The following is a 25028-nucleotide window of genomic DNA, read 5'->3' as shown; positions in this document are numbered from 1 at the left end:
TTCGGTCTGTCAGTCGATGAATATATTGCCTGTGCTGACGCGATCGCGGGCAAGCGCGCTCCTACAGATGAAAAAGTTCTCCAAATCAAATAGTTGTAGTTTGTTTGATAGGAGCGAGGCTTGCCCGCGATGTAGACGCCTCGGATTTCAGGTCTAACGCGTCCAGCCTTATTGCGGGCTAGTTGGAGCGCCACTCCGGTCGCTCCAACAGGATCCGGCGTTTGCTCGGGATTGGGCTCAAACATCAGATTCATCTTTTTTCCTTCCCGCAACCTCATCCACCGCCGCCTGATGCTTCGGGTCCTGCTCATCAAAAAGAATGCTATGGGCGGGGCCTTCCATGTCGTCGTACTGGCCGCTGTCCACTGCCCAGAAAAAGATGTAAATCGCCACGCCGACCAGCAGCAAGGCCGCCGGGATCATGATGTAGAGCGCTGGCATAAAGCCTCCGGGGAACACTGCCGATTATCGTCTGTGACGGACGGCGCGCGAGTCAGGCGCAGGGCGTTGAGTACCACCGTCAACGAACTGATGGACATGCCTACCGCAGCCCATATCGGTGTAATCCAGCCCAGCGCCGCGAACGGCAGCATGAGGCCATTGTAAAGCCCGGCCCAGAGCAGGTTTTCGATGATTACCCGGCGAGTCCGGCGCGCCAGAGCAAAGGCCTGAACCAGCGCCTGCAAGCGATTGGATAGCAACACCGCATCGGCGCTGGTTTTCGCCAGGTCCGTGGCCGAGCCCATGGCGACACTGATATCGGCAGCCGCCAGCACCGGCACGTCATTCACGCCGTCGCCGAGCATCAAAACCTTGCGACCCTGACGATGCAACGCTTGCAGCACCGCCAGCTTGTCGTCAGGGCGCAGGCCGCCACGGGCCTCGTCGATGCCCAGTTCGGCGGCGACCTGGGCAACCATTGGCGAACTGTCACCGGACAGCAGCAGGGTTTTCCAGCCGCGCGCCTTGCAGGCTTGCAGCAGTTCGTGGGCGTCTTCACGCAGGCGATCATCAAGAATGAACCAGGCCAGCGGCCCATTGCGGTCGCCCAGTAACAGATGTTGCCCAGTCTGATCGGGCGCTGCCGGGATATCGCTGGCGCTCAGGGCGCTGACAAAAGCTGGTTGCCCGATCCGTAACGTCTGACCGTTGACGATGCCCTCAAGGCCCAGCCCGGTTCGGTTGAAGACTTCCCCGGCTGCAATGGGGGCGCGGCCGAACGCTTTTGCGATGGGATGCTCCGAACGGTTTTCCAGCGCGGCGGCCAGGCTCAGGCAAGCGTCGGCGTCCAGCTCACCCAGCGGCTGGATGCTGCGCAGCGCCAGTTTTCCTTCGGTCAGGGTGCCGGTCTTGTCGAAAATCACCGTGTCGATCTGGTTGAGTCCCTCAAGGACATGGCCGCGGGTTAGCAACAGACCGAATTTGTGCAGCGTGCCGGTGGCGGCGGTGAGCGCTGTCGGGGTCGCGAGAGATAGGGCGCACGGGCAGGTGGCGACCAGCATCGCGAGGACGATCCAGAATGCTCGCGACGAATCGATCTGCCACCAGATGACGCCTATAACCGCTGCTGCAACCAGTGAAAGCAACAGGAACCACTGCGCCGCCCGATCGGCAATTTCCGCCAGTCGGGGTTTTTCTGTCTGTGCCCGGTCGAGCAGGCGAACAATGGCTGACAAGCGCGTCTCGTGGCCCAGCGCCAGGACTTCCACTGTGAGCACGCTTTCAACGTTCAAGGTGCCCGCCGTGACTGCATCGCCGGAACTTCGCGGCTGGGGCAGGTATTCGCCTGTCAGCAGCGATTCATCAATACTTGAGCGGCCTTCGATGATTTTGCCGTCGGCAGGCAGCACGGTGCCGGGCTGCACCAGCACCTGATCACCCAGGCGCAGTTCGCTGAGCAGAATCCGCTCTGTCTGACCCTGGTCATCGAGACGCAGGCAGGACGCGGGTAGCAGATTGACCAGTTGGGCGGTGGCCGCCGCAGTGCGTTCCCGGGCGCGGCGTTCCAGATAGCGCCCGGCCAGCAGGAACAGGGCGAACATGCCCACGGCGTCGAAATACAGCTCGCCGTTGCCGGTGATGGCGGTCCAGATGCCCGCGACGTAAGCCCCGCCAATCGCCAGGGATACGGAAACGTCCATGGTCAGGTGGCGGGTGCGCAGGTCGCGCACAGCACCACGAAAGAATGGCGCGCAACTGTAGAAGACGATGGGCGTCGTCAGAAACATCGCGACCCAGCGCAGGATGGTGTGCATGTCCGGGCTGAGGTCGATGTTGAATTCCGGCCATGTGGCCATGGTTGCCATCATCGCCTGGAACCACAGCAAACCGGCCACGCCAAGCTGTCGCAACGCCAGGCGGTTTTCTTCAGCGAGTTTTACTGTGGCCCGGTCGGCCTCATAAGGGTGGGCAACATAGCCGATGCTGCGTAATTGACCGAGCAGCTCACTCAAGGGCATCTGGCTGTCTGACCAACTGACATGCAATCGGTGGCTGGACAGGTTCAGGCGTGCTTCAGCCACCGCAGGCAGAGCACGCAAGTGACGCTCGATGAGCCAGCCACAGGCCGCGCAACTGATGCCTTCCATCAGCAGCGTCGTTTCTGCGAGTTCGCCCTGATGCCGAACAAACGGAGCCTGCACATCGGCGCGGTCGTACAGTGCCAGTTCATCCGGCAATTGCAGGGGCAAGGTGTCAGGGTTGGCCGATGCCTTGTCGCGATGGCTGTAATAACTTTCCAGCCCGCCAGCGACGATAGACTCAGCCACGGCCTGACACCCCGGGCAGCACATCGCCCGGGTTTCTCCGAGCACGACGGCGGTAAAGCGACTGCCCGTCGGGACGGGCAGGGCGCAGTGGTAGCAGGGGGTGGGTGTGGTCATGGTCTTTGGGTCGCAGCAGAACAACGGTAGGAGCCAACTTGTTGGCGAGAGGGCATGACGCGGTTATTCAGGCACACCGCCTCGCGAACAAGTTCGCCCTCATCAAACAACAGCAAAATACTGGATTGAAATGCATTTTCTGTAGGAGTTGCCGAAGGCTGCGATGCATTTCTCCTGATACACCGCGATCGCAGCCTTCGGCAGCTCCTACGGGTCCTGTGTTTGCTGCGCGACAGCGCGGTGCCATGGACGCCGGGGCAGTTCCCGCCGCAATTGTGCGGTGCGCTCACTTACTCAAATCTTCCGCACCCTGAATCGCTTCATCGCCCAGTGCAAGGTCTTTGTCGTGGCTGATCTGTTCTTCCTCGAACAGGCGCCAGGTCTGACCGTTTTCAACTCCCAGTAATTCGACAAACCGACGGCCCTCGACTTTATCGGTCAATTGCCCGATGTAGCGGTCAGGTTCGGAGCTGCTCTGCATCAAAACCATTTTCCGGTCTTTTTGCGGCTGGGTCGGGGAAATCAGGTTCAGTTCCAGGGTCTTCGGCCTGCTTTTGCCTGTCAGGCGCACGTCTGCTTCGCCTGTCAGTTCATCCAGATGAACACTGGCACGCAGCATGAGCGTCTGGGCCAGCAGTTCGCGGTCCAGTGAACGGTTGATGCCTTTGCCCGCTTCGTAATAATTGTCGTTGACCAGATTGTCAGGATTATTCACCGCGATAGTCACCATGGTCAGAGACAGCGTCACCGAGCAGGTCAGAATGCTAATCAGGATCCAGGGCCAGATGTGCTTGTACCAAGGGCTTTGCGCAGTTGCGACGGACATGGGCAGCTCTCTTTAACGAACTTGCGGGCCGATAAAACGGCTCCTGGTTTCTGCGTGAGCATCGCCGTCGGCATCCTTGAGGATGAAAATCACCTCGTTGGTGCTGGATGGCAGTTTTTCGGGCGCGATGGACAGCTCAACCGGCATGCTGAAAATATCCCCGGCAACCACTTTGAATTCACGCCGCCCCTGCAATTTCAGGTCTGGCAGACCAGTGACGTCAAGCACATACGTGTGATCCACCTGGTCCTTGTTCATGACCTTCAGGCTGTAGACATTCTCGATCCGGCCTTCGGCGTTTTCTCGATACAGCACGCGGTCCTTGCTGACGTCGAAGCCGACCAGCGAGCGCATCAAGAACGCCGAGACCAGCAGGCCGATCATTAACAGCAACACTGCCGCATAGCCGATCAGACGCGGCCGTAGCGTGTGAGTGACCTGACCGGAAAGATTATGCTCGGTGGTGTAGCTGATCAGCCCGCGCGGGTAGTTCATCTTGTCCATGATGCTGTCGCAGGCATCGATGCAGGCAGCGCAGCCTATGCACTCCACTTGCAGGCCGTCACGGATGTCGATGCCGGTAGGGCAGACCTGCACGCACATTGTGCAATCGATGCAGTCGCCCAGACCTTGCGTCTTGTAGTCCTGATCCTTTTTACGCGGGCCACGTAGCTCGCCACGGCGTGGGTCATAGGACACGATCAGGGTGTCCTTGTCGAACATCACACTCTGAAACCGCGCATAGGGGCACATGTAAATACACACTTGCTCACGCAGCCAGCCCGCATTGCCGTAAGTCGCGAGGGTGAAGAAGCCAACCCAGAAATACGCCCAGCTGTCCGCCTGACCGGTGAAAAACTCGGTGATCAGGTCGCGAATGGGCGAGAAGTAGCCGACAAAGGTGAGCCCGGTGAGGAAACCAATCAACAGCCAGAGGCTGTGTTTAGCAAATTTACGCACGAACTTGTTGGCGCTCATGGGCGCTTTATCGAGCTTGATGCGTTGGTTGCGGTCGCCTTCGGTGACCTTTTCGCACCACATGAAAATCCAGGTCCAGACACTTTGCGGGCAGGTGTAGCCGCACCAGACCCGACCGGCGTACACAGTGATGAAAAACAGGCCAAACGCGCTGACGATGAGAATGCCGGAGAGCAGGATGAAATCCTGTGGCCAGAAAGTCGCGCCAAAGATGTAGAACTTGCGCTCCGGCAGGTTCCACCACACGGCCTGATGCCCATCCCGGTTCAACCAGACCGTACCGAAGTAAATCAGGAACAGCAGAGCGCCGCCGAGCATGCGCAGATTACGGAACAGGCCGGTGAACGCGCGGGTGTAGATTTTTTCCCGCGAGGCGTAGAGGTCGACCGTCTGGTTACCGCTTTCAGGCGGTGGCGTGACGTTGACGACCGGAATGTTATTGCTCATCGGTGTGTCCCACGGCGGTGGAAAAATGCCTCTGTGGTCAGGAGCGTGCTTTGATGAAGGCCATGATACGCCTGCAGTCTTCGTGAGTGGCTCGCGGCGAATCCTGGTGCAAACAGGTGTAGAGCGTGCTGATTCGGGTCAATTGATTTGCAGTTTTTTTGCCGTATGTGATTTCCCTGTGGGAGCCGAGCTTGGTCGCGATAAACGATAACGCGGTGTGTCGTCTGGCTGCGTCTCATGTATCGCGGGCAAGCCCAGCTCCCACAGGAGATTGCATTTCAATTCGGGATCATGTTTGCAAATAAACTGACCTTATTCAGCCTTTTCCCCCCGCGACAAGCTATACACATACGCCGCCAGAATATGCACCCGGTCATTGCCCTGAATCGCTGCCTGTGCAGGCATGTGACCCTGACGGCCGTAGCGGATGGTCTGTTGCAATTGCGCGTAACTGGATCCGTAGATGTACGACCCTGGATGGGTCAGGTCTGGAGCACCCAGCACTTGCATGCCTTTGCCTTGCGGGCCGTGGCAGGCGACGCAAGTGGTGGCGAATATCTTCTGCCCGGCCACCGGGTCAGCCTTGGCGTCTTCCGGTAATTTGCGGCCGCTGAGCGCGGTCAGCACGTACGCCGATACATCGCGCACGCCTTGTTCCTGGAGGGCATCCCCCCATGCGGGCATCACCGCGTGGCGGCCGCCCATGATCGTGGCTTTGATGGTTTCCGGTTCGCCGCCCCAGCGCCAGTCGGCATCGGTCAGGTTCGGAAAGCCATAAGCGCCTTTGGCGTCGGAGCCATGGCACACCGAGCAGTTGGACGCGAACAGGCGGCCGCCCATCTTCAGGGCCTGCGGATCCTTGGCGACTTCCTCGATGGGCATCGACGCAAATTTAGCGTAGATCGGACCGAAACGCGCCTCGGCCCGCGCCATTTCCTTTTCCCATTCATGCACGGCCGTCCAGCCGGTCTGACCGTCGGAGAACTCGATTTTCTTGTCGGTATTCATGTAACCGTAGCCCGGCCAGAGGCCTTTCCAGTTACCCAGGCCGGGATACAGCACCAGATAGCCCAGCGCAAAAATAATCGTGCCGATAAACAGCATGAACCACCACTTGGGCAGCGGGTTGTCGTACTCCTCGATGCCGTCAAAGGCGTGGCCGACGGTTTCTTCGGTGGTGTCATCACGCTGGCCCTTGCGGGTGGAAAGCAGTAGCCACGTCAGAGCGAAAACAGTGCCCAACGTCAGAACGGTGACGTACAGACTCCAGAAAGTGCTCATTGCTTGCTCCTGAATGCTTTTTCCTGCTCGACCTTTTTGATCGCTTCGGGATCGTCCGCGAAGGGCAACAGGGTTGCATCATCAAACTCTGTCTTGCGCCGGGGGCTGAACACCCAGAGCGCCAGACCGATGAAGGCCACCATCACCACCAGGGTGCCAAGACCCCGAATCATCCCGATATCCATCCAGATCACCGCTTGCTTTTAATGACGGTGCCGAGGCCTTGCAGATAGGCCACCAGTGCATCCATTTCGGTTTTGCCTTTCACTGCGGCCTGAGCTCCAGCGATGTCTGCGTCGGTATAAGGCGTACCCAACGTGCGCAGGACTTCCATTTTCTTCGCGGTGTCCTCGCCATCCAGGTGCTTCTCGACCAGCCACGGATAGGCCGGCATTTTCGATTCCGGGACCACGTTGCGCGGGTTGTACAAATGCGCCCGATGCCAGTCGTCCGAGTAGCGGCCGCCGACTCGCGCCAGGTCCGGCCCGGTGCGTTTGGAGCCCCACAGAAACGGATGATCCCAGACGCTTTCGCCCGCCACCGAGTAGTGACCATAGCGTTCGGTTTCGGCGCGGAACGGGCGAATCATCTGCGAGTGACAACCGACACAGCCGTTGGCGATGTACACGTCGCGGCCTTCGACTTCCAGCGCAGTACGCGGCTTCATGCCTTCCACCGGCTTGTTGGTCACGTCCTGAAAAAACAGCGGGACGATTTGCGTCAGGCCGCCGATGCTGACGGCGATGACCATGCAGAGGGCCAGAAGGCCAATGTTCTTTTCGAGGAGTTCGTGCTTCATCGGTGAGCCCCCACCACGGCGATTTGTGCTGCGGCTTCTGCTTCTTCGGGGTTGGAAGCACGCACGGTGCGCCAGACGTTATAAGCCATGAGCAGCATGCCGCTGGCGAAGGTTGCGCCGCCAACCATTCGCACGATGTAACCCGGGTGGCTGGCTTGCAGTGCCTCGACGAAGGAGTAAGTCAGCGTGCCGTCGTCGTTGATCGCTCGCCACATCAGGCCCTGGGTGATGCCGTTGACCCACATCGACGCGATGTACAGCACGGTGCCAATGGTCGCCAGCCAGAAGTGCACGTTGATCAGGCCGATGCTGTGCATCTGCGGTCGACCAAACACTTTGGGGATCATGTGATACGTCGCGCCTATAGTGATCATCGCTACCCAGCCCAATGCGCCTGCATGCACATGGCCGATGGTCCAGTCGGTGTAGTGGGAAAGGGCGTTGACCGTCTTGATCGCCATCATCGGACCTTCGAAAGTCGACATGCCGTAGAACGCCAGGGACACCACCAGAAACCGCAGGATCGGGTCCGTGCGCAATTTATGCCACGCGCCCGAGAGGGTCATCATGCCGTTGATCATCCCGCCCCAGCTTGGCGCGAGGAGAATGATCGACATCACCATGCCCAACGACTGCGCCCAGTCGGGCAGGGCTGTGTAATGCAGGTGGTGCGGACCGGCCCAGATGTACAGGGTGATCAGCGCCCAGAAGTGCACGATGGACAGGCGATACGAATAGATTGGCCGCTCAGCCTGCTTGGGCACGAAGTAATACATCATGCCGAGGAAGCCGGTGGTCAGGAAGAAACCCACTGCGTTGTGGCCGTACCACCATTGAATCATCGCGTCGGTGGCGCCCGCGTAGGCTGAGTAGGATTTGAACAGGCTGACTGGCAACGAGATGTGGTTAACGATGTGCAGCATGGCGGTGACAACAATAAATGCACCGTAGAACCAGTTGGCGACATAGATGTGTCGGGTCTTGCGCTTGACGATGGTGCCGAAAAACACCGCGCCATACACCACCCAGACAATGGTCAGCAGAATCGCTATCGGCCATTCCAGTTCAGCGTATTCCTTGGTGGTGGTGTAGCCCATCGGCAGGGTGATGATGGCGCTGACGATCACCGCTTGCCAGCCCCAGAACGAGAACGCCGCCATGCCATCGGAAATCAACCGGGTCTGACACGTGCGTTGCACCACGTAATAAGAGGTGCCGAAGAGCGCGCAGCCGCCGAACGCGAAGATCACCAGATTGGTATGCAAAGGTCGCAGGCGTCCGAAACTGGTCCACTCCAGCCCCAGGTTCAGTTCCGGCCAGACCAGCTGTGCGGCGATGAAAACGCCAAGCCCCATGCCCAGGATGCCCCAGACCACCGTCATGACGGCGAACTGGCGGACCACCTTATAGTTATAAGCAGTCGGACTGTTTGCTGTGCTCATTATCAGGTTCCACGGTTCGACTATTTATCAGAGTGTGAACGTTATTAACCCATGAAACCCGGCGCAGGCATGCTCAGCGGCCGTTTCAGGCATATTCCGACGCGGAGCGTAAAGGAAAAACCTGTCCCGGTGGACAGAAATTTTCTGGAGGGTGTAGCACGGGTAAAATCCGGGGTGGGAGTAACGGACATTAGCAGCATGCCAAGAGTAAGCGAACAGCCCTGGTTCGTCAGGCCGTTGAGCGTTTGCATGGCACGAATGTCGTGCACGTTTCTTTCACTTGACCTTTGGGTCCCGAAACGCTGGGCTCCCGGTTCTGTAGGAGTGAGCTTGCTCGCGATAGCGCCAGTTCAGTCGATAAATTCCTGGACCAGGAAATCGAATCGCGAGCAAGCTCACTCCTACAGTTCCTATGTTTGATCCGCGACAGCGCGGTGCCAGGAACACTGGGAATCCATCTCAAATCAGATTTTCATTTTTTGTTTGCTGCGAGCTGCTCCAGTATCCATAACACCGCGCTGTCTGGCACCAAACGAGGGATCTGTAGGAGCGCACGAGCACCGCGAAGCCGCGATAGCGATGTACCACGCTGTCTCGCGGCAAACAAACATAGGACCTGTAGGAGCTGCCGAAGGCTGCGATCGCGGTGTATCGGGAGAAATGCATCGCAGCCTTCGGCAGCTCCTACAGAAAATGTATTTCAATCCAGTAGTTTGCATGTTGTTTGATGGGAGAACATCTGCGAATAAAAGGGACCACCGCACCCTGTTGCAGGGTGCGGTGTTGAAGGGGTCCACAGTGTTGCTCTTTTTGCTACCGCGCCGCTTTACCTTTGTCGATGAGTTGATCAGGACCCTTCGACAGGCTGTAAACATAAGCGGCCAGCAGCTGTACTTTGTCATTGCCCAATAAATCGGCCTGAGCAGGCATATGACCTTGGCGACCAAGACGAATGGTCTGCTGCAACTGCGCCAGGCTGGTGCCGTAGATGAAACCGCCCGGCTGTGTGAGGTTTGGGGCGCCCATGACTTCGGTGCCTTTGCCTGTTGCGCCATGACAGGCTACACACGTGGAGCTGAACACTTGCTGTCCGGCGGCCAGATCCGCCTTGTCATCAGCGGGCAGTGGCAGCCCTGCCAGTGAGTGGCGCACATACGCCGCAACGTTTTTCACACCGTCTTCGCCGATGATCGTGCCCCAGGCCGGCATGGCCGCGACCCGGCCCGCCATGATGGTGGTCTTGATCGTGTCAGCGGAGCCGCCCCAGCGCCAGTCGTTGTCGGTCAGGTTCGGGAAGCCGTAAGCGCCTCTGGCGTCAGAGCCATGGCAAACCGAGCAATTGGAAGCAAACAGGCGGCCACCCATTTTCAGCGCTTGAGGATCCTGGGCGACTTCCTCTACTGGCATGGCCGCAAATCTGGCGAAGATCGGCCCGAAACGGGCATCGGCCTTGTCCATTTCCTTCTGCCATTCGTTGACGCCGGTCCAGCCGTCTTCATAGCCGGGTGCGATGCCTTTCCAGTTGCCCAGCCCCGGATACACGATCAGATAACCGATCGCGAACACCAGCGTCCCGGCGAACAACATGAACCACCACTTGGGCAGCGGATTGTCATATTCCTCGATGCCATCGAAGCTGTGGCCCATGGTCTGATCGGTACTGCCCTTGGTTTCGCCCTTGCGGGTGCCGATCAACAACCAGGTCAGGCCGATCAGGCTGCCAATGGTCAGCACGCAGATATAGGTGCTCCAGAACGCGGTCATGGCTGGTTACTCCGTACAACAGGCTGCTCTTTTGAAAGTTGCTCGATTACCGGTGGCGGCAAAGGCTCGTCCGCAAACGGTGCCAGACGGGCTTCGGCGAAGTCAGCGTTGCGTCGGCTGCTGAACACCCACAGCGACATACCGATGAATGCAATGGCCACGATCAGCGTGCCAAGCCCGCGTAGATCCTGAATATCCATGGCTTACCTCTTGCTCTTGATGGCAGTGCCAAGCACTTGCAGGTAGGCAACCAGCGCGTCCATCTCGGTCTTGCCTTTGAGGGAGGCAACGGCGCCACTGATGTCCTCATCGGTATAAGGCACGCCCAGGGTGCGCATCGCCTTGATCTTGGCTTCGGTGTAGCGGCTTTCTACCTGCTGAGTCACCAGCCAGGGATACGCAGGCATTTTCGACTCAGGCACGACGTTGCGCGGGTTGTACAAATGCGCGCGGTGCCAGTCGTCCGAATAGCGTGCGCCGACGCGAGCGAGGTCTGGTCCGGTGCGCTTGGAACCCCACAAGAACGGGTGATCCCAGACACTTTCACCGGCTACCGAATAGTGCCCATAGCGTTCGGTCTCGGCGCGGAACGGACGGATCATCTGCGAGTGGCAGCCCACACAGCCTTCGCGAATATAGATATCGCGGCCTTCCAGTTGCAGCGCGTTATAAGGCTTCATGCCCTCAACGGGTTTGTTGGTCACGTCCTGAAAGAACAGCGGGACGATTTGCGTCAGGCCGCCAATGCTGACGGCCAGCACCATCAGGATCATCAGCAGGGCGACGTTTTTCTCGATCGTTTCATGTCTCATGGCGATCTCCTCAGGCCATCTGCGCAGCAGCGGCAGCTTCGACAGGGTTGGAGGCCCTTACGGTGCGCCAGGTGTTGTAGGCCATCAGCAACATACCCAGCAGGAAGATCGCGCCGCCTGCCAGGCGCACGATGAATCCGGGATGGCTGGCCACCAGTGTTTCGACGAAGGAGTAGGTCAACGTGCCGTCTTCGTTGACCGCGCGCCACATCAGGCCTTGAGTGATGCCGTTGACCCACATCGATGCGATGTAGAGCACGGTGCCAATAGTGGCCAGCCAGAAGTGCGCGTTGATCAGGCCAATGCTGTGCATCTGCGGGCGGCCGAAGACTTTCGGGATCATGTGGTACAGCGCGCCGATGGAGATCATGGCGACCCAGCCCAGGGCTCCGGCGTGAACGTGGCCGATAGTCCAGTCGGTGTAATGGGAGAGGGCGTTGACGGTCTTGATCGCCATCATTGGACCCTCGAAGGTCGACATGCCGTAGAACGCCAGGGATACCACCAGAAAGCGCAGAATCGGGTCGCTGCGCAACTTATGCCAGGCACCCGAAAGGGTCATCATGCCGTTGATCATTCCGCCCCAGCTCGGGGCCAACAGAATCAGCGACATCACCATACCCAGCGACTGCGCCCAGTCGGGCAGGGCGGTGTAGTGCAAATGGTGCGGACCGGCCCAGATGTACAGGGTGATCAGCGCCCAGAAATGCACGATGGACAGGCGATAGGAGTACACCGGACGTTCGGCCTGTTTCGGCACGAAGTAGTACATCATCCCCAGGAAGCCCGCGGTCAGGAAAAAGCCCACCGCGTTGTGCCCGTACCACCATTGCACCATGGCATCGGTGGCGCCGGAGTACAGCGAGTAGGACTTGGTCAGGCTGACCGGCAGTTCCAGATTATTGACGATGTGCAACACAGCAACCGTGAGGATGAACGCACCGAAGAACCAGTTACCGACATAAATATGTTTGGTCGTGCGTGTGGCGAGGGTGCCGAAGAACACGATGGCGTAAGCCACCCAGACAATCGTAATAAGAATGTCGATAGGCCATTCCAGCTCTGCGTATTCCTTGGAACTGGTGTAACCCAGCGGCAGGCTGATGGCCGCTAGCAGGATCACCAATTGCCAGCCCCAGAACGTGAACGCCGCCAGTTTCGGCAGGAACAATGTTGTCTGGCAGGTGCGCTGCACCGAGTAATAAGAGCTGGCAAACAGGGCGCAGCCGCCGAACGCAAAAATCACCGCACTGGTGTGCAGCGGGCGCAAGCGACCAAAGCTTGTCCAGGGAAGATCGAAGTTGAGTTCAGGCCAGACCAGTTGGGCGGCGAGAAAGACCCCAAGTCCCATCCCGACAATCCCCCAGATCACCGTCATAATGACGAACTGGCGGACCACCTGATAGTTGTAGGCGGTACTGTTAGTGGTGTTCATTTATTTATATTTCCCATCGAGGCCAGGTCGGGTGCGCTACGCACAGGTTTAGCTCCGGGTTATTGGCAGACTCATCAAAAGCGAGGCAAGCATGAGCATTGGGCAAAGTGCCGGTATTGACGAAGATCAATGTGCACAACTGGCAAAAGACCACGGCTGGTTATGGAATCAGGCGGTCACAGACCCACGAAGCAAGCCCTTGGCGACTCTTGTTCTGGCTCACGGCGCGGGTGCGCCGATGGACAGCGACTTCATGAACGACATGGCTGCGCGCCTTGCCGGACAAGGCGTCAACGTGTTGCGTTTCGAATTTCCCTACATGGCGCAGCGCCGGGTCGATGGACGCCGTCGGCCGCCGAATCCGCAAGCACAATTACTCGACTGCTGGCGTGAGGTGTATGCCAGTGTGCGACCCCATGTCACTGGGAGTCTGGCCATTGGCGGCAAGTCCATGGGCGGGCGTATGGCCAGCCTGATCGCAGATGAACTGCACGTGGATGCGTTGGTGTGTCTGGGTTATCCGTTCTATGCGGCAGGCAAACCGGAAAAACCTCGGGTGGCGCACCTCGCAGATCTGCAAGCGCGGACGTTGATCGTGCAGGGTGAGCGGGATGCCTTGGGCAACAAGGAAAGCGTCGAAGCCTACACGCTGTCCCCTGCGATTGAGGTGCTGTGGATTCCCGCCGCCAATCACGACCTCAAGCCCTTGAAGTCGGCAGGCATCAGCTATGAAGACTGCCTGGCGAACACCGCGAAGCGTATCGCGGACATGCTGGGTTAAGTCGGCAGGCAGTGCAGATCGAACTCACCTTCGGTCACTGCGAAGTCCAGGGCGGAAATACTGAAGCCGAACTCACCCCTCAGACGCTGCGCGGACAGGTCGGCCTCAAACAGCGTCAGTTGCCCGGCCTGAATATGCCCTGAGTGATAGATGATGTTCTGGCTGTTCGGCGTCTGGTGATAGACGACTTTGATGTACTCACTGGCCACCAGGTCGTGAGTGCCCAAAGGTAAATCCCGATCGAAGAAAAGGCCGATACTGGCGCGTTTACGGCCGACCTTGCCTTGAGCGATAACCTTCCAGATCCACTGCCGAGGCGTCGGTGACAACTCCGGTCGTAGGGTCAGACTCGCCGACAGCAACGACACTACCAAAGGGGATTGATTGACCACCGCCTGAAAACTGCCTTGGCAGGTCGGCGGGCTGACCCGCGATTTACGAGGCATTGCGGACGCGCTCATGTACGTGCTCCTTGCTGAGCAGTGTGTGATTTGGGGGATGCAGAGAAGGGCGTCGCACTTGACAGGTAGTGCGACGCCCGGAAGTCCGGTTTTCGGTCTGAACCCGCTGCATCAACCGTCAGCGAATACCTACGCCAAGGCTGATGCTGTGCTCCAGCACCTTGAAGTTAGCGCCGGTTACCAGATTTTTGATGAGGTACCACTTCATGCCCACCAGGTTCTGCGCTGCTACCGTGGACGACCAGTACAGCCCGTTACCCATTGGCCAGCGATTGCCATAAGCATTGAAGATCTGATTCAGTTCATCAATCGCCGGGATACGCGCGCCTTGACCTGCGGCGGCGGCAGTCATCTGCGCATACTTGCCAGAGCCCAGTCCTAAGCAGTGAATAACGCCACTGACCGTGACCGTATAGCTCTTGGTTTCACCCAGTGCATCCGTCACCGAAATCCTTGCTGTACCGTTGCCCCGAACCGAGGTCAGGCCATGCTCATCCACGTGAGCAATACGGGTGTCGCTGGACACATAGGCATAAGGCGCCTGCCCGCCACTGGCAATGCGCCGCACCGTCGTACCTTCTGGAAAGGACGGGAGGATATCCGGCCTGCCGGGAATCAGGTAAACCTTGCCGCCCAGGCTCACAGGCGACGTGTCGAAGTTCATACCCTGCTGAACCCGCAACCACAGCGGCGCAGAAACCAACGCCGTGCCCGCCCGCGTCACGGTATACGTCACACTCGCAGAGCTGCCGATGTTCTGGTTAATGAAGGCTTTCGGGATATTGAACAGCAACTGTGCATCGCCGCCGATCACCTGCGCAGGCGTGTCGTAACGGGCTGTGCCTTCCCAGGTCACGACCACACTGTCGCCAGTGCTCATGTCCGCATAACCCACCCGCACCGTGGCACCGGATTCTGGGATTTTTGAAGGGGTCAGCAGGCCGTCGGGGCCGACGGTGTCCATGGTTGGGGCGGGGAGGCGGGTAACCCCTGCCTGAATTTTCAGCTGCAACGTTCCGGAAGCCTGCGCGCTGCCATTGGCGCGAAGGACGTCATAAGTGATCGACACCGTCTGGCCCTTGTTCGCCTCTACCAGGGTCGCCGAGAACAGCATCTCCAGGTCCTTGCCTGCGTCGGCATCGGTAATCGTCTTTTCCTTGTTGTCGCTTGCGTTGGGTCCGCGCCACTGCACCTCTACACGATCACCACGCGCAAGTTGCGCCAAGGCACCTACGACCACTGTAGCGCCCCGCGTTGCGTTCACCGGATCAAGCGTATCGCCATTGGCTTCCTTCACCGCCGGCAACGGCAGTTCAGGCAATACCCGAAGCTGTAGATTGATCTGTACCGCCTGAGCATTCACCGAAAGATTGCCCGCCAGATCGGTAACGGTGTAGAAGACCGGTGCTTCGATATCACCAATGTTCTCCAGAAATTCCCGGGAGAAATCCACCATGACTCGCTGCAGGCCCATGTCATCCCGGCCGACGATTGCCACAGGCCCTTCGACAGAGCCCCAGTAAGTGCGGATCACATCGCCTTCTTTCATATCGCTATAACCTGCGATCTTGCCAGGCAATTTGTTCCCCAAGGCCTCCAGCTCCGCTGAAGTCAGGCCGTTCTGGATGGCGACCGGGAAGATGATTGGGGCGAGCAGGGGATTGCCGGGGGCGGTGCGGTCGATTTCGATTCGAGTGGTGAATGAATCGTCAGTGAGTTCGCTAAACGGATTTTTGGTTCTATAGCCGACGTAATGCAGGCCTTCATTCATGAGTGCAATAGGGATTTCAAGCGTCACGCGCTCTCCTGGCTGCTCATCATCGATTGTTTTTTCCGGGCCTATGAGCATGTCATCAAACAGAAGTTGATAAGTAAATTGAGGGCGCGCCGCGCTCCACACATCTAACTCTACCATTAGCGGTTTATTTAAATACTCGATAGGGATGATTCCATTATCAAGTGCGCTTGGCACGGAGGGTGCGTCAAGTTCTGGCGAGGGAATATTTTTTTGATTAAGCATGATTTTTCCTAGTTATACCTGCAGGATGCAGCGGGCCCTTTGGCCGGCTGTGTCTATGTTTATCGAAATGTACAAGTCAGCTCGGCTGAGTCCAGCATATGAACAGGTGCGCGCGTCACAGTAGAGTTCACGGCACTTTGGTTACTGCCTGGTGGTGGCTCAACTTTGATACTCACCTCTGCGAATCCGGTGCAGATCATTCTTAAATTTCGATATGGCACGGTGAATGTGTAGCCATCAACGATGTCAAACTCATCCAGCTCCCGTGCAGCCGTATAATTCGACGCTTCAATGGGGGTGTTGTCATCGTCAAAGCCTTTGAAAGTCAATGTTACTTTCTGATCTTTGGCAATGTTGATATAAGGTACTATCAGCAAGTCGGCGCCATTTGGATTCAGTACAGGAGCGATGTAGCCTCCGGAGTTAAGCTTGAATTGAGGCCCCTCCAGTCCGTCTGGACCTCCAGGTAACTCTTCTCTGGATCGAACAACTACTGACTGTATCGGAGCTTTCGCAGGGTTGGGGTTACCGTTTCGCACCAGAGTGAAATACACCGGAATTTCAGCGCCCGTGCCTTGAAGTTTCAGAATTCCGTTGTCAATCGGGATCATCAGATCCTTCTCCGCACTTACATCGGTAGCTTTAATCTGATACCACTGAAGTTTTTGTTGATCACCCCAATAAAGATTCAGATCATCGCTAACCTGGAAGTCCCGGTTCCAGGCCACGATGCCACGCCCATTCAGTTCGTAATCATCCTCGTCAATAAAGTTATCCGTGGTATTTGGATTCTCAATACTGGTTCCTTGTACCGTCAGGGCTGTCAGAGGACTCGTCACAGGAAGCGTCAGGAACACATCGACAGTGCTGATGAGCGAGGTGCCGACGACTTCATTTTGTCGGGATACCTCATAAGAGACCTTGACCTCTCCGGGAGGTAGCGCATTGATGGTTTCAAACGGCACGCGCAGAGAAAGAACAATATCTTCGTCTTCATTGCCCGGCGGTAAGGACACGGGGAGCATAGGGTTGCTCTCTCCCCAGAAAAGTCGAATCTGATCCAGTGCATTCGCATTGTCGTAGTGAGGAATGTCTACCGTTACACCAACCAGAGCCTCTGCATGGTCAATCAGGTTACCCAGATCCGGGTCAATGATTGGGGCGGGATAGTCCGATGGAATTTCCTGCAGCCTCAAGAAAACCGGTACCGGATTCGACTCAATTGAAAGGTTTCCAGCCCGGTCATTTACCTTGTAAGTGACCAGTTGCTCCTGCTCACCCAGACTCTCCAGAAAGCTCTTGGTGAATGTCACCGAAACCTGATTGAGCCCCATGTCATCTTCATCGACGTTTGCGCTCGGTCCTGGGGTGTTACCCCACATTGTCTGAATATGGTCGTGTTTAGCCATGCCGGTATAGCCGGCAATATGAGCTTCCAGTCTGCCCCCCAGTTGTGCGAGTTCGGCAGCCGTGAGGCCGTTCTGCACTTCAGGAGGAAATTGAATCTGGCTCAACTCCGGGGAGCCTGGTGGTGTTTTATCAATAACCACCATATAGGGGAACGAGCGATTTGCTACCTCACTCAACGGGTTGTAAGTTCGGTATTGCAGCATGTGGACACCTTCATCCAACAGGCTGACCGGGATCTGTAGCATGAGAGGGTCGCCCGGTTGCTCATCTTCGCTAATGAACTCTGCGTCGCCGTAAGGCACGTTGTTCCAGACTAGTTGATAGGTATACCCGGGGCGTGCACCCGGCCAGACTTTTAGTGTGACGGTTACGGGACGTTCCAGTGCAGAGATCGGCAGCAGGCCTGGTGTGTCGTCGTCATGGAAGGCGACCGGTACATCTGGCTTCTCGTGAACAACTGTTTCCTGTTTTTCTTTTCGATACTGCGGGACAATGAGAGGTTTTCTCGGTGTAGCTTTCATTGTTTAATTCCTTTTTTGATATTATTTACGATTCGTATAGAGGTCCGCTTATAGCGTGCACCTCTGAAGTAATAACCTGGAAAATTCACAGCGACCTTTGTGTCGTTGCTTGATTTCAAGTTAGGGCGGAAGTAATCGTTTTTTTCTCAGGACGTCAACCGAAGGTGGTAGATAAATCTTACCTTTCTGGGATTTTCAGAAGTTTCCTACAAGATCCCTGTGTATGTAGGAAATAAGCTCATTGTTCTAGGAGTTTTCCTACTATTCTCTGCTAGCGTCAGGTAGTAGTCCCGTGATTAAGTCGAGAAGAATGCGTCTTCTGTCAAATAGGGAGACGAATTTGTGTCGCACGAAATGCGTTATTTGCAAACTGGTGTGGGGCGTATCGCAGTCGCTTGTTTTATTGGAGCGGCGCCTGGTATGGATGCTTGGGCGAGCCACTCGAATTTGCCTCAAGAGCAACATATAACTGCTAATGAGCAGGGCTTTTTTATCGGGGGTGAATTGACACAAGTGGTTCCGGTAGAGGGTGTTGTAAAGACGGTTGACGCTTCTGCCCCGGTCGATTCGTATCATGTTACTAAGGGGGGGGTTCTCAATATAATTAATGGCGGCGTAGTCAATTCGGTATTGGTTATGGAGTCGGCTATCAATGTAAGTGATGGCGTAGTGAATGGAGGGATCAGGGTTGATCACGGTGAGGCGACTATTGAACGATCGGTCATTCGTAATGAGACAGGATATGCATTGCGCTTGGGTGGTAGTGGCTCCGAGGCAATCGTGCGCTCCAGTGATTTATCAGGGTTAGGCAAGGCGATAAATTTAGGTGTAAACCGCTCTTTAAAAATTGCTGACAGCCGCGTCTACGGTGCTGAGTCGGCGGAGAACAGAGGCCTTGGTATCAATGTTGTGGGGGCAACCTTGTCGGTGTCCGAAAACAGTCATGTACGCGGTCAGTACAACGGAATAAATGTGGCGCTTGCCTTGGATTCCTCAGCCATTCCACTTCAACATCTGAGTACGATAGTCATTGACAGCTCCGTTGTGGAGGGCGTCGAAGGCCCGGCCATCAGTGTTGGTCCGGGGGAGGCAGGCAGCGATGGCGCGATTGCCGATATCACCATTCAAAATAGATCCACGTTGCTGTCAGGTAATGGCAACTTGCTGGAAGCCGATAATCTGAGCACTGTAAATTTAATCGTCGACAACAGCACCCTCAACGGCAACCTCGTTGCCGACACCACCAGCACCCTGAACGTTACCCTGCAACGCAACGCCCAACTGACCGGCAACATAATCAACAGCGATAAGTTGGCGATCAACTCCGGTGCGAGCTGGACACTGGCGGATAGCAATCAGGTGAATTCGCTGGCGATGAGGGGCGGGCGAGTGAGTTTCGGCGAGGGAGCGCACAAGACGCTGACCTTGGGCGAACTCTCCGGTCGCGGAACCTTTGATATGCGGGTCAATCTGGATGAACGCCAGGGCGATTTACTGCGGGTCGAGGGCCAGGCGAGCGGTAATCACGATTTGCGCGTGAAAAATACAGGTGTTGAGGTGGTCGACCCCTACATGCAGCGGTTGCTGCTCGTGGACACCGACGGGGGCGATGCGCAGTTCAGTCTTTTGGGCGGGCGTGCGGATCTGGGCGTCTATTCCTACGAGCTGGAGCAGCAGGGCGATGACTGGTTTATCGTCGGCTCGGGCCGGGGCATCAGTCCTTCAACTCAAAGTGTGCTGGCGCTGTTCAACGCAGCCCCGAACATCTGGAACAGTGAGTTGAACACGTTACGTAGCCGCATAGGCGAGGTGCGTGGCCATGAAAAGGGTGGCGGCTGGATGCGGGCGTATGGCAGCCGATTCAATGCCAGCACCGGTGATGGGGTTGATTATCGAAATAATCAGAGCGGCCTTACATTAGGGGCCGATGCACCGCTGCCAGTGAGCGTCGGGCAGTTGTCATTGGGCTTGATGGCGGGTTACAGCAAAAACGATCTGGCAATCGGGCAAGGTACCAGCGGCAAGATCGGCAGTTACTATGTGGGCGGTTACGGTACCTGGCTGCTGGACGACGGCTATTACCTGGACGCGATTCTCAAGCTCAACCGGTTTCGCAATGAATCCAGAGTCGCCATGAGCGATGGTGCGAAAGCCAAGGGGAATTATGAGAGTACCGGTCTTGGTGGATCGCTGGAGTTCGGCAGAAACATCCGCTTTGCCGATGGCTACTTCCTCGAACCCTATGCGCAGTTTTCCAGCGTTTGGGTGAAAGGCGACAGCTATGCGCTGGATAACGGTATGCAGGCACGCAATAACCAGACTCAATCGGTATTGGCCAAGGTCGGAGCATCGGCAGGGCGCAGCATTGCCCTCAAGGATGGCGGCGTGGTGCGCCCCTATCTGCGACTGGCAGCGGCTCAGGAGTTCTCACGTGATAACGAGGTCAAGGTCAACTCCACCCGTTTCGACAATGATCTGTTCGGCTCTCGAGCTGAAGTGGGGGCCGGGGTTTCGGTGTCCTTGTCGGAGCGTCTGCAACTGCATGCCGATTTCGATTACATGAAAGGCAAGCAGGTCGAGCAGCCATGGGGCGCGAATGTGGGGTTGAAGTTCGCTTTTTGATCCACCTGAGGGCTGCCTAAACAGGGCTTGAGCCTGCAAAAAAAATCACAGAGGTGAATGACCCCCGGCGAGCAATCGTCGGGGGTTTTTACTTTTATGGACTGTCAGGCATTGACTGCCGGGCTACTCGTGCCATTACCCCGTTGAGGTCTTTGCCTGGCAGGCGCTGGATCACGATTGACCGTGACACGTATCGCAGGAGAAGTACCGATCAGATACTCGCCGCGATGCACCTCATAGTAAACATCCACCAGACCATACTGCGCCTGTGCGATCAGGTCGTAGCTGACACACAGAACTCGTACCGTACTGTCCTTGCTGATGTCGCGTAGGCGAATCAGGGTCGAGGACTTGTTCTGACCCCAATAAAATACCAGTGTATCGCCGAGGCGCATTTTCTCAGAGCCGGGAATATTGATGTGGACCCCGGCGTTGGCCTGTTCATAGCTGACGGTGTTGGGCTTGACGTTCGCCAGCCTGGGTGCCTTCAAATAGCGGGATATATTCAAGTCGGGGTGCTGTACTGACACAGTGGAGTCCGCGCCTTCTGGCAGTGGGTTAATAGTGACAAGCGTTAATTCCGGGGCATGCTCTTGGTTAAGCGGTGAGGGCTGTTCGCTGGCTTGGTCGACGATGGATTTTATATTGGTGGGTGCGTCGGGTGTGAACTCTTCGTTCATCTTTTCGTCCTGAATGACAGATAGATTTTAAATGTGTTGTTTAACTTGTCGCGTTGCGTCCATGGCTTGTGTTGGGTGTATTAGAAGATGTCGTGTTTGCGAGGTCAAGTCAGACGCTTCCGATAAATGGCTCATACCATTCGGTGTGGTGAAGAATAGTTTTATTTTGTGAAGTGCAAACATGTGCGCGGATTTTTCCCGCATGCATATAATAAAAATCCCGCACGCAAACGCGTACAGGATTTTTGTTTTGCTATTCAAATGAGTGGCTGCGATGTTAGCGCTGCATTGTGATCTCAACTGACTGCGCAAGAATCGAGCGGTTACCCGCACGGTCGGTTACGTGGTAAGTAATATTTACCCGGTCACTGAACAGGCCTTCAAGAAACTCCTGAGTGAAGGAAATTTCGATGGGGCTGGTTGTGAGGTTTTCCGGTTGAACGCGGTAGGTTGGACCTTGAATCCCGTTGCAGACCGTCTGGATCAAGTCGCCGGGTTCCATGCCTGCGTAGCTTGGGATTTTTGCATTCAGGAAGTCCCCAAAGCTGACGCTTGCGAACATGGCAGGCGCCAGCAGAGCAGCGCCTGGGGAGGTTCGATCAACGATCAGCGAGGTGGTTGCAGAATCACTACTCACGCCATTTTCATTGTTGGTGGCCCTAAGTCCCAACCTGTAAATACCGTCATTCAGCAAATGTTCGGGATCGAGAACCATCGAAATAATATCCCCTGAGGTGTCGCTATCGGACATGGTCCAGATTGCGCCGACCAACTCACCATTTAGCATCAGCTGTACGTAATAACCTGGGTGCATAAATTCCCAGAGGCGGAACTCAACATCAATAGGGTTGTTTAAAGTACTTACCCGTAGCAGTCCGTCAACGGGATCGGCGGCGGGTACGAACGGGACTGGAAGTCCGCTTTTGGTAATGTGTTTGCTCATTTCTTTTACTCTCCAGATAACGCCTCTAATTCAGCGTAACCATCAATTAATTAAAATACTCAGAACCCACCCCTAAAAAATATCCACTTAGGCAGTAGTTATCTATGTGAGGTGAACTCTGAAAATCAACTAATCGGAACCCGCTCTGCCTGTCAACGCCACGCACACCAAAAATCAACCAAACACACCCTATCTATTTACTTTCAGAAGTTGCCTACAATCTACTTCATTAATTGTGTAGTCCTGGGGGATCGCTTTACGCTTCAATAGCCAATAAAAAACCCCGACAGAACATGTCTGTCGGGGTTTTTTGATAACGCTCAATAATCAGCGGTTGAAGCGTTCCACCAGTGAGTACTGAGAGTTGGCGGTGTCAGTCAGTTCGCCGCTGAGGATGGCCGAGCGTTGCGCTTCGCCGGAGGTCTGGTCGGCAAGGTGCGCGATGGTGGCGATGTTGCGGCTGATCTCTTCGGCGACCGAGCTTTGCTCTTCGGTAGCCGCGGCGATCTGGGTGGTCATGTCGGTGATGTTGGCGACGGCTTCGCTGATGCCGACCAGCGCTTCATCGGCTTCCAGCACTTTGGCGACCCCTTCTTCCGCCTGACGATGGCCGGTGTTCATGGTCTGCACGGCGGCGTTTGCCGTGCTTTGCAGCTTGGCGATCAGACCGTGGATCTGCCCGGTGGACTCGGCAGTGCGCTGCGCCAGTTGGCGAACCTCGTCCGCGACGACGGCGAAGCCGCGACCCATTTCCCCGGCGCGTGCTGCTTCTATGGCCGCGTTGAGGGCCAGCAGGTTGGTCTGGTCGGCGATGCCTTTGATCACATCGACCACGCCGCCGATTTCATTGCTGTCCTGAGCCAGTTGGGTGACCGTCAGGCCGGTTTCGCCAACGGCCCGCGACAGCCGTTGAATGGCTTCGCGGGTTTCCCCGGCGATGTCGCGGCCGCGACTTGTGAGCTGGTTGGCTTGCTGAGTGGCATCGGCCGTGCGCTGCACGTGGCTGGCGACTTCCTGGGTGGTAGCGGCCATCTGATTGATAGCGGTGGCAACTTGCTCGGTCTCGACGCGCTGGCGTTCCAGACCACTGGAGCTGGAGTTGGCCAGGCTGTTGGACTGGCGCGCCTGACCGGTCAGTTGTTCGGCGGTGTCCTGCAGACGCGTCAGGCAGGTTTTCAAACGTGCTTCCTGACTGAGAATCGACATTTCCAGACGGGCCTGCGGGCCGCGGCTGTCGGTGTACATCTGCGCGATCAGCGGATCAGAAGTGGTCTGCTCGGCCAGGCGCAGCAGTCGCTTGATGCCACGTTGCTGCCAGGACAGGCCCAGTAGGCCCAGCGGCACCGACAAACCGGCAGCCAAGGCGAAGCCCCAGCTGGTGTTGAGCCATACGCCGATCAGGAAGCTGAGCTGACTGACGAGGATGAATGGCAGCCAGTCCTGTAATACCGGCAGCCATTTGTCACGACCTGGAATGGCTGATTTTCCATTGTTCAGGCGGCCGTAAAGGGCTTCGGCCCGCCTGATCTGCTCAGCAGTCGGTTTAACCCGTACTGATTCGAAACCCACGACTTTCTGGTTTTCGAACATTGGCGTGACATAGGCGTTAACCCAGTAATGATCGCCATTCTTGCTGCGGTTTTTGACGATGCCCATCCACGGCAGGCCTTGCTTGAGCGTGCTCCACATATGTTCGAAAACCGCTGACGGTACGTCTGGGTGGCGAACGGTGTTGTGGGGCGCGTTTAGCAGTTCTTCCCGAGAGAAACCACTGATTTCAACGAAGGCGTCGTTGCAGTAGGTGATCACGCCGCGGGCGTCTGTGGTTGAAATCAAACGCTGTTGTGCTGGGAATGTCCGTTCGCGTTGAGTGATGGGCTGGTTATTACGCATGAGCTGTCCGATCCGCTGGGGCTTTGTGACGTTATCGACAAAAATACTCATTTATTGAGCGTTTTTGCCAAATGACCCACAAGTCGCGGACGCCAATGACTGATTTAGCGGTTAAAAACCGGATATGTGAAGAGGCTGAAATGCAGCAGATTGAGCCCGAAATGTGTCGCCACTGCTGCCTGTAGTCCGCCAAAGCGATAGGCAAGGCCATAGCCTGTTCCGGCGATCCCTGCGAGAAGTGCCCACTGCCATCCGCTGCCCAGATGGGCCAGGCCGAACAGCGCGGATGCTGCAAAAAGCGCCAGCGTTGGCCCGTAAGGGAAGCGTTGCAGCAGGCGCTGAAAACCGCCCTGTAGATAGGCGCGAAAGAACAGCTCTTCAGTGAGGGTGACCAGTAACAGATTGTTCAACAGCCATAGCACGCCTTGCGCTGGCCATTTTGGCGACCAGCCGGTGACGCCCAGCATGACTGCCAGTGTCATGCAGACCGAGCTTGTACCTAGCAAGGTCAGCACTGCGGTTTTCAATGCTCGCCTTGCAGGTATCGCCGGTAGCAGCCACGGACAGGCCAGCACGATCCAGAAGCCGATCAGTGGTTTGTCCAGATAGAAGTACATCGAGAAGGGTGCTGCTTCGGGGGAAAGGCGTTGAGCCGCGATGACCCGCTCACTGAAGAAGCCGGGCAGCCAGTGAATCGCCAACCCGAAGGCGAGGGCGATGAACAACCCGTGACCGAAGGACACGATCGTCCGCTGGCTGAATTGCGTCACGCAGATGCCTGCCATTACCAGCAGCCCGAAAGTCACCGCTGCTGGCAGGCTGAGGTCGCCAAAGCTCAGGGCAATGCAATAGCCGAGGGTGAGTAAAGTCAGACTGGTCCAGCGTATCGCCGGCATGGTTGCTCCTGGAATCCGTTCGCGCGTGTCGCTTCGGGCCGCTTGCAGAGTGCTGGTGTTTAAGCGGGCGCCAAGCTTCACTGATCCTGCGTGATCATTTCCAGTTCTTTTGTCAGTTTTGTCTGAGAGAAAGTT

At 56.7% G+C, this 25028-nt stretch carries 21 protein-coding genes; 2 read left to right on the top strand and 19 right to left on the bottom strand.

What is annotated here, in order from left to right:
* Nucleotides 1-237 precede the first annotated feature (237 nt).
* From ccoS to ccoN (KDX30_RS22080), 12 genes are all read right to left on the bottom strand, one after another.
* A complete protein-coding gene (ccoS, locus tag KDX30_RS22135; RefSeq protein WP_027902726.1) occupies nucleotides 238-441 on the bottom strand; it encodes a cbb3-type cytochrome oxidase assembly protein CcoS in 204 nt (67 codons plus the stop codon).
* Complete coding sequence (locus KDX30_RS22130) at nucleotides 420-2882, bottom strand: heavy metal translocating P-type ATPase (RefSeq protein WP_231677501.1); 2463 nt, start codon at nucleotides 2880-2882, stop codon at nucleotides 420-422. The genes ccoS and KDX30_RS22130 overlap by 22 nt, the downstream gene beginning before the upstream one ends.
* Nucleotides 2883-3168: 286 nt before the next feature.
* On the bottom strand, nucleotides 3169-3708 hold the full coding sequence (locus KDX30_RS22125) for a FixH family protein (RefSeq protein WP_231677500.1): 540 nt from the start codon (nucleotides 3706-3708) through the stop codon (nucleotides 3169-3171).
* Nucleotides 3709-3720: 12 nt separating this feature from the next.
* Complete coding sequence (ccoG, locus tag KDX30_RS22120) at nucleotides 3721-5133, bottom strand: cytochrome c oxidase accessory protein CcoG (RefSeq protein WP_231677499.1); 1413 nt, start codon at nucleotides 5131-5133, stop codon at nucleotides 3721-3723.
* 312 nt (nucleotides 5134-5445) lie between these two features.
* Nucleotides 5446-6414 (bottom strand): cytochrome-c oxidase, cbb3-type subunit III, encoded by a 969-nt coding sequence (gene ccoP / locus KDX30_RS22115; RefSeq protein ID WP_231677498.1) that lies wholly within the window; start codon nucleotides 6412-6414, stop codon nucleotides 5446-5448.
* Nucleotides 6411-6599 (bottom strand): cbb3-type cytochrome oxidase subunit 3, encoded by a 189-nt coding sequence (locus tag KDX30_RS22110; RefSeq protein WP_099269804.1) that lies wholly within the window; start codon nucleotides 6597-6599, stop codon nucleotides 6411-6413. The genes ccoP (KDX30_RS22115) and KDX30_RS22110 overlap by 4 nt, the downstream gene beginning before the upstream one ends.
* 5 nt (nucleotides 6600-6604) lie before the next feature.
* Nucleotides 6605-7213 (bottom strand): cytochrome-c oxidase, cbb3-type subunit II, encoded by a 609-nt coding sequence (gene ccoO / locus KDX30_RS22105; protein WP_231677497.1) that lies wholly within the window; start codon nucleotides 7211-7213, stop codon nucleotides 6605-6607.
* Complete coding sequence (gene ccoN, locus KDX30_RS22100) at nucleotides 7210-8655, bottom strand: cytochrome-c oxidase, cbb3-type subunit I (protein WP_231677496.1); 1446 nt, start codon at nucleotides 8653-8655, stop codon at nucleotides 7210-7212. The genes ccoO (KDX30_RS22105) and ccoN (KDX30_RS22100) overlap by 4 nt, the downstream gene beginning before the upstream one ends.
* An 813-nt stretch (nucleotides 8656-9468) precedes the next feature.
* Complete coding sequence (ccoP, locus tag KDX30_RS22095) at nucleotides 9469-10419, bottom strand: cytochrome-c oxidase, cbb3-type subunit III (protein ID WP_231677495.1); 951 nt, start codon at nucleotides 10417-10419, stop codon at nucleotides 9469-9471.
* A complete protein-coding gene (locus KDX30_RS22090; protein WP_122397983.1) occupies nucleotides 10416-10619 on the bottom strand; it encodes a cbb3-type cytochrome oxidase subunit 3 in 204 nt (67 codons plus the stop codon). The genes ccoP (KDX30_RS22095) and KDX30_RS22090 overlap by 4 nt, the downstream gene beginning before the upstream one ends.
* 3 nt (nucleotides 10620-10622) lie before the next feature.
* A complete protein-coding gene (gene ccoO, locus KDX30_RS22085) occupies nucleotides 10623-11231 on the bottom strand; it encodes a cytochrome-c oxidase, cbb3-type subunit II (RefSeq protein ID WP_231677494.1) in 609 nt (202 codons plus the stop codon).
* 10 nt (nucleotides 11232-11241) lie between these two features.
* The gene (ccoN, locus tag KDX30_RS22080) at nucleotides 11242-12666 is read right to left on the bottom strand and encodes a cytochrome-c oxidase, cbb3-type subunit I (RefSeq protein WP_231677493.1); all 1425 of its coding nucleotides are present in this window, start codon (nucleotides 12664-12666) and stop codon (nucleotides 11242-11244) included.
* Between the two features lie 91 nt (nucleotides 12667-12757).
* On the opposite strand from ccoN (KDX30_RS22080), the gene KDX30_RS22075 reads away from it, so the two are divergent.
* Nucleotides 12758-13447 carry an alpha/beta family hydrolase gene (locus tag KDX30_RS22075; protein WP_231677492.1) on the top strand — a complete coding sequence of 230 codons (690 nt, stop codon included), beginning with the start codon at nucleotides 12758-12760 and terminating at the stop codon, nucleotides 13445-13447.
* Here KDX30_RS22075 and KDX30_RS22070 read toward each other — a convergent pair.
* The 3 genes from KDX30_RS22070 to KDX30_RS22060 form a co-directional block, all read right to left on the bottom strand.
* A complete protein-coding gene (locus tag KDX30_RS22070; protein WP_027902122.1) occupies nucleotides 13444-13908 on the bottom strand; it encodes a hypothetical protein in 465 nt (154 codons plus the stop codon). The two genes, KDX30_RS22075 and KDX30_RS22070, sit on opposite strands and share 4 nt — an antisense overlap.
* A 118-nt stretch (nucleotides 13909-14026) precedes the next feature.
* Nucleotides 14027-15928 (bottom strand): hypothetical protein, encoded by a 1902-nt coding sequence (locus KDX30_RS22065; protein WP_231677491.1) that lies wholly within the window; start codon nucleotides 15926-15928, stop codon nucleotides 14027-14029.
* Nucleotides 15929-15987: 59 nt separating this feature from the next.
* Entirely contained in the window at nucleotides 15988-17859 is a 1872-nt protein-coding gene (locus tag KDX30_RS22060) for a hypothetical protein (RefSeq protein ID WP_231677490.1), read from the bottom strand.
* Nucleotides 17860-18213: 354 nt separating this feature from the next.
* Here KDX30_RS22060 and KDX30_RS22055 point away from each other — a divergent pair, with 354 nt between their 5' ends.
* Nucleotides 18214-20481, top strand: coding sequence for an autotransporter outer membrane beta-barrel domain-containing protein (locus KDX30_RS22055; protein WP_231677503.1), 2268 nt, complete (start codon nucleotides 18214-18216; stop codon nucleotides 20479-20481).
* A gap of 104 nt (nucleotides 20482-20585) precedes the next feature.
* Here KDX30_RS22055 and KDX30_RS22050 read toward each other — a convergent pair whose 3' ends face one another.
* The 4 genes from KDX30_RS22050 to KDX30_RS22035 all read right to left on the bottom strand — a co-directional run bounded on the left by KDX30_RS22050 (nucleotide 20586) and on the right by KDX30_RS22035 (nucleotide 24893).
* Complete coding sequence (locus KDX30_RS22050) at nucleotides 20586-21161, bottom strand: hypothetical protein (RefSeq protein ID WP_231677489.1); 576 nt, start codon at nucleotides 21159-21161, stop codon at nucleotides 20586-20588.
* Nucleotides 21162-21438: 277 nt separating this feature from the next.
* Nucleotides 21439-22104: a hypothetical protein gene (locus KDX30_RS22045; protein WP_231677488.1), complete on the bottom strand. Its 666-nt coding sequence runs from the start codon at nucleotides 22102-22104 to the stop codon at nucleotides 21439-21441.
* 327 nt (nucleotides 22105-22431) lie between these two features.
* A complete protein-coding gene (locus KDX30_RS22040) occupies nucleotides 22432-23997 on the bottom strand; it encodes a methyl-accepting chemotaxis protein (RefSeq protein WP_099269880.1) in 1566 nt (521 codons plus the stop codon).
* A 104-nt stretch (nucleotides 23998-24101) separates the two neighbouring features.
* Nucleotides 24102-24893 carry a CPBP family intramembrane glutamic endopeptidase gene (locus KDX30_RS22035; protein WP_231677487.1) on the bottom strand — a complete coding sequence of 264 codons (792 nt, stop codon included), beginning with the start codon at nucleotides 24891-24893 and terminating at the stop codon, nucleotides 24102-24104.
* Nucleotides 24894-25028: the final 135 nt, after the last annotated feature.

The sequence above is a fragment of the Pseudomonas quasicaspiana genome (genome assembly GCF_021147825.1).
Taxonomy (GTDB): domain Bacteria; phylum Pseudomonadota; class Gammaproteobacteria; order Pseudomonadales; family Pseudomonadaceae; genus Aquipseudomonas; species Aquipseudomonas quasicaspiana.
Note: the sequence above shows the minus strand (reverse complement) of the source record. Positions and strands in the feature narration are given on the sequence as shown.